Here is a 3,038-nt window from a genome sequence, read left to right on the forward strand (position 1 = left end):
TAGGTGGCGGGTAGTTCACCTTGCAGGGAAGTGGTCAGTCTGGGCGATAAACAACTAGTAAATTATGACAAAGATCAGTACGGGGAACTATACCGTAACCATATCTTGGAACAATACAAAATTTATGTTGAAATGGCTGACAGAGTCAGCCAACGAAGAATGACGGCAAATTCATTTTTTATAACGATAAACACCTCGTTGCTAACGGTGTTTGGGCTTTTTAAGAGTGAAATGCCTTTTTGGTGGCTGTTAATGCCAGGCATCGGGCTAATAGTATCATTTGCGTGGTTTTCGATTTTGCACAGCTACAAACAACTCAATTCAGCAAAATTTAAAGTAATGCATGAGATAGAGAAACTTCTGCCATTGGCTCTTTACGATTATGAATGGGTAAAACTTGATAATGGTAAACGAAAGCGTACATATTGGCCATTATCTCATATTGAAAAGATTATACCAGTACTGTTTGCGATAATTTATGTGATAACAGTTGCTGCAAAGATATTATTCTAGGGAGGGATGTTTATGCCGAGTTTAAAAACCTATGATTTATTTATCAGTCATGCTTGGACATATAATGATGAATATTACAAAATGGTAAATATGTTAAAACAAACCCCGTTATTTACCTGGCGAAATTATAGTGTACCTGAACATGACCCATTGAAAGCTAAAACAGATGCACAACTTTATGCTGCGTTGCAAAATCAAATAAGGCCGGTTAATGCTGTGATTGTACTGGCGGGTATGTACGCAGCCTACAGAAAATGGATTGAGGCTGAAATTGAAATTGCAAAAAGCTACAAAAAGCCAATTATTGGCGTTAAGCCTTGGGGCAATGCGCTGGTGCCAAAGATTGTCCAGGATAGTGCGAAAACCGTAGTTGGATGGAATACCGCATCGATTGTCGAGGCAATTAGAAAATATTCCTTATAGCAATCAGTTATTCCCTGATTGAAAACGACTAGTATAAAAAGAGTAGCCGGGGGAAATGTTCTTTATTCTGAAGGCAGGGGTTGAGGTAAGGGATATATTTATAATAACTCAAATTGTATGAAAACTATGGTATAATTTAGGTGTACCTGCTAAATAAAGGTGCACTTTATTTTGTTTTCAGGGGGTATTAAAGCGATTACGAAAAGTTTCCGACTTAGAACGCGATGAGTTTATTGTTTTGGCCGGCGAAGTTTATCAAGAAAATCTGCTGCCCCATTTGGTTCATTTTTGGCTTCCTCTCAAAGGCAAGCGTCAAGGAGAATGGATTCCGGAGTTAGAGAGACTGATTAGGCTTGAAAGCGAATCAGATAATGCGATAGTTCTTCATATGCTTTTCAATGGTCTGCCGCGATTGGATTGGACGATGATAAATCGGATTCCTTATCAAAATGGTATATACATCATGTTTGAAAAGGGCGAAAGCTATCATGGCATGGATAGAATAGTTCGCATAGGTACCCACCGGGGTCAAGACCGTTTGTTGAAAAGGCTAAGAGACCATTTTGTGAAAGAGGATGCTGATGGCAGTATTTTCCGTAAAAACATCGGTCGTGCTTTTTTGAAAATGACTTCGGATCCATATTTACAAGTGTGGGAAATTGATATGCATAATTCTGAAAATGAAAGAAACTATGGACACTTAATAAATGAAGAGCTTGAAACTGAACTTGAGGCAAAAATTGGCCGATATTTAAGGGACAACATCACCTTTGTCTGTTTTCCGGTTGATGAAGAAGCTGAACGGTTGAGGTTAGAAGAAGGCATTATTGCATCACTTAACAGGCATCCATCATTTGGCCCGAGCAGCAATTGGCTTGGTTTGAATAGCCCTATGTCGGAGATTGCAAACAGCGGTCTTTGGAATAGACAGGGTTTGCAGGGACAACCTTTATCTGATGAAGAATTAGAACGGATCAAATGGCTTGCCAGATTCGGAAACGATAGCTTCAGAAACAATACGGGGCGTAGAGCACGTGTACAAAGAACGGTAAGGCAAAGCAGAACGGCTGGAGAACCTTCTGATTCGGGGAGGAAAACAGCTGATGATGTAAGGCAGTACATAGAAAAATTGTTGCAGGAAGCAAAATTGCGAGGCGAAGACTATATTGATTTGGTTTCAGGGGATATTCATAATCAGATGGGCATGAAAAACAGGATGTCGCAGATATGCAGGATTATGTACGAGAAAATGATGCCTGGCGATGAAGTTTTGCATACTACTCCCAGCGGTAAAAGTTCGACTATAAAAATCAGGTATGACCTCAGAAATAGATAAGACTGAGCCAACTGCATATTTTTGGAAAGAAGTTCAGGCATTTACCGCCCATCAATATTCATTAGAAAATACACAGATTGTTTCAAATAGCGATGGAGGGCAAGGCTATACTGCTGAGAAGTTTTAAGAATCCTTTTCACTGTCTCGTTATGCTGTTTTAAATCAGTTAGACCCCTATCCTATCATATTGCACAGGCATTAAATAAGGCAATAGGTGGTGGAAATAGCCAAAAAGGATATTAAAAACGTAATTAACTGGGACTACGACGAAAAGGATGATTGTTTCATCTGCCCAAATGACCGGAAGGTTACATTCAGGAAATATCTAATAAAAAAGAATCCGGCTGGCTATGAGCAAAGCTTCAAAATATACGAATGTGAAGATTGTACAGATTGCCCATTAAAAGAGAAATGTACGAAAGCGAAGGGCAATCGTCAAGTTCATTGGAATACGGTCTTCGAAGAAATGAAGGCAAAGGCAAAAGCAGCCCTTGAATGTGAAGAGAAAGCCGCCATCTATAGTCGACGAAAGGTCGAAGTAGAAAGCATGTTCGGGCACATCAAAGGCAATCGGTCGTTCCGCAGATTTTCACTACGAGGGATTGACAAAGTACATGTTGAGTTTGGGATTGTGGCTCTCGCACACAATGTAAAATTAACATTTTTTGGGGTTTAATTTTTGCGGATTTTCAACTTAAATGGACTTTTCAGACAGCCCCATTTAATTATTGTTCACTTACTTTTTGTTACAAATGTCTTTACTTAT

The 3,038-nt window shown here is 39.4% G+C and carries 4 protein-coding genes; all 4 read left to right on the forward strand.

Annotated elements, in window-relative coordinates; translation table 11 throughout:
* The first annotated feature begins 3 nt into the window (after nt 1-3).
* Nucleotides 4-513 (forward strand): RipA family octameric membrane protein, encoded by a 510-nt coding sequence (locus U473_RS00405; protein ID WP_068722367.1) that lies wholly within the window; start codon nt 4-6, stop codon nt 511-513.
* Between the two features lie 6 nt (nt 514-519).
* Nucleotides 520-936: a TIR domain-containing protein gene (locus U473_RS00410; protein ID WP_201024111.1), complete on the forward strand. Its 417-nt coding sequence runs from the start codon at nt 520-522 to the stop codon at nt 934-936.
* A 238-nt stretch (nt 937-1,174) separates the two neighbouring features.
* Nucleotides 1,175-2,272, forward strand: coding sequence for a hypothetical protein (locus U473_RS00415; RefSeq protein WP_068722371.1), 1,098 nt, complete (start codon nt 1,175-1,177; stop codon nt 2,270-2,272).
* A 214-nt stretch (nt 2,273-2,486) separates the two neighbouring features.
* A complete protein-coding gene (locus tag U473_RS00420) occupies nt 2,487-2,948 on the forward strand; it encodes a transposase (protein WP_068722374.1) in 462 nt (153 codons plus the stop codon).
* The last annotated feature ends 90 nt before the right edge of the window (nt 2,949-3,038 follow it).

The sequence above is a fragment of the Tepidibacillus decaturensis genome (genome assembly GCF_001561915.1).
In the GTDB taxonomy this organism is placed as follows: Bacteria; Bacillota; Bacilli; order Tepidibacillales; family Tepidibacillaceae; genus Tepidibacillus_B; species Tepidibacillus_B infernus.

What these genes read in the sequence shown, in the direction of transcription:
- U473_RS00410 (WP_201024111.1), top strand. Translation starts at nt 520, where the DNA reads ATGTTTATGCCGAGTTTAAAAACCTATGATTTATTTATCAGTCATGCT.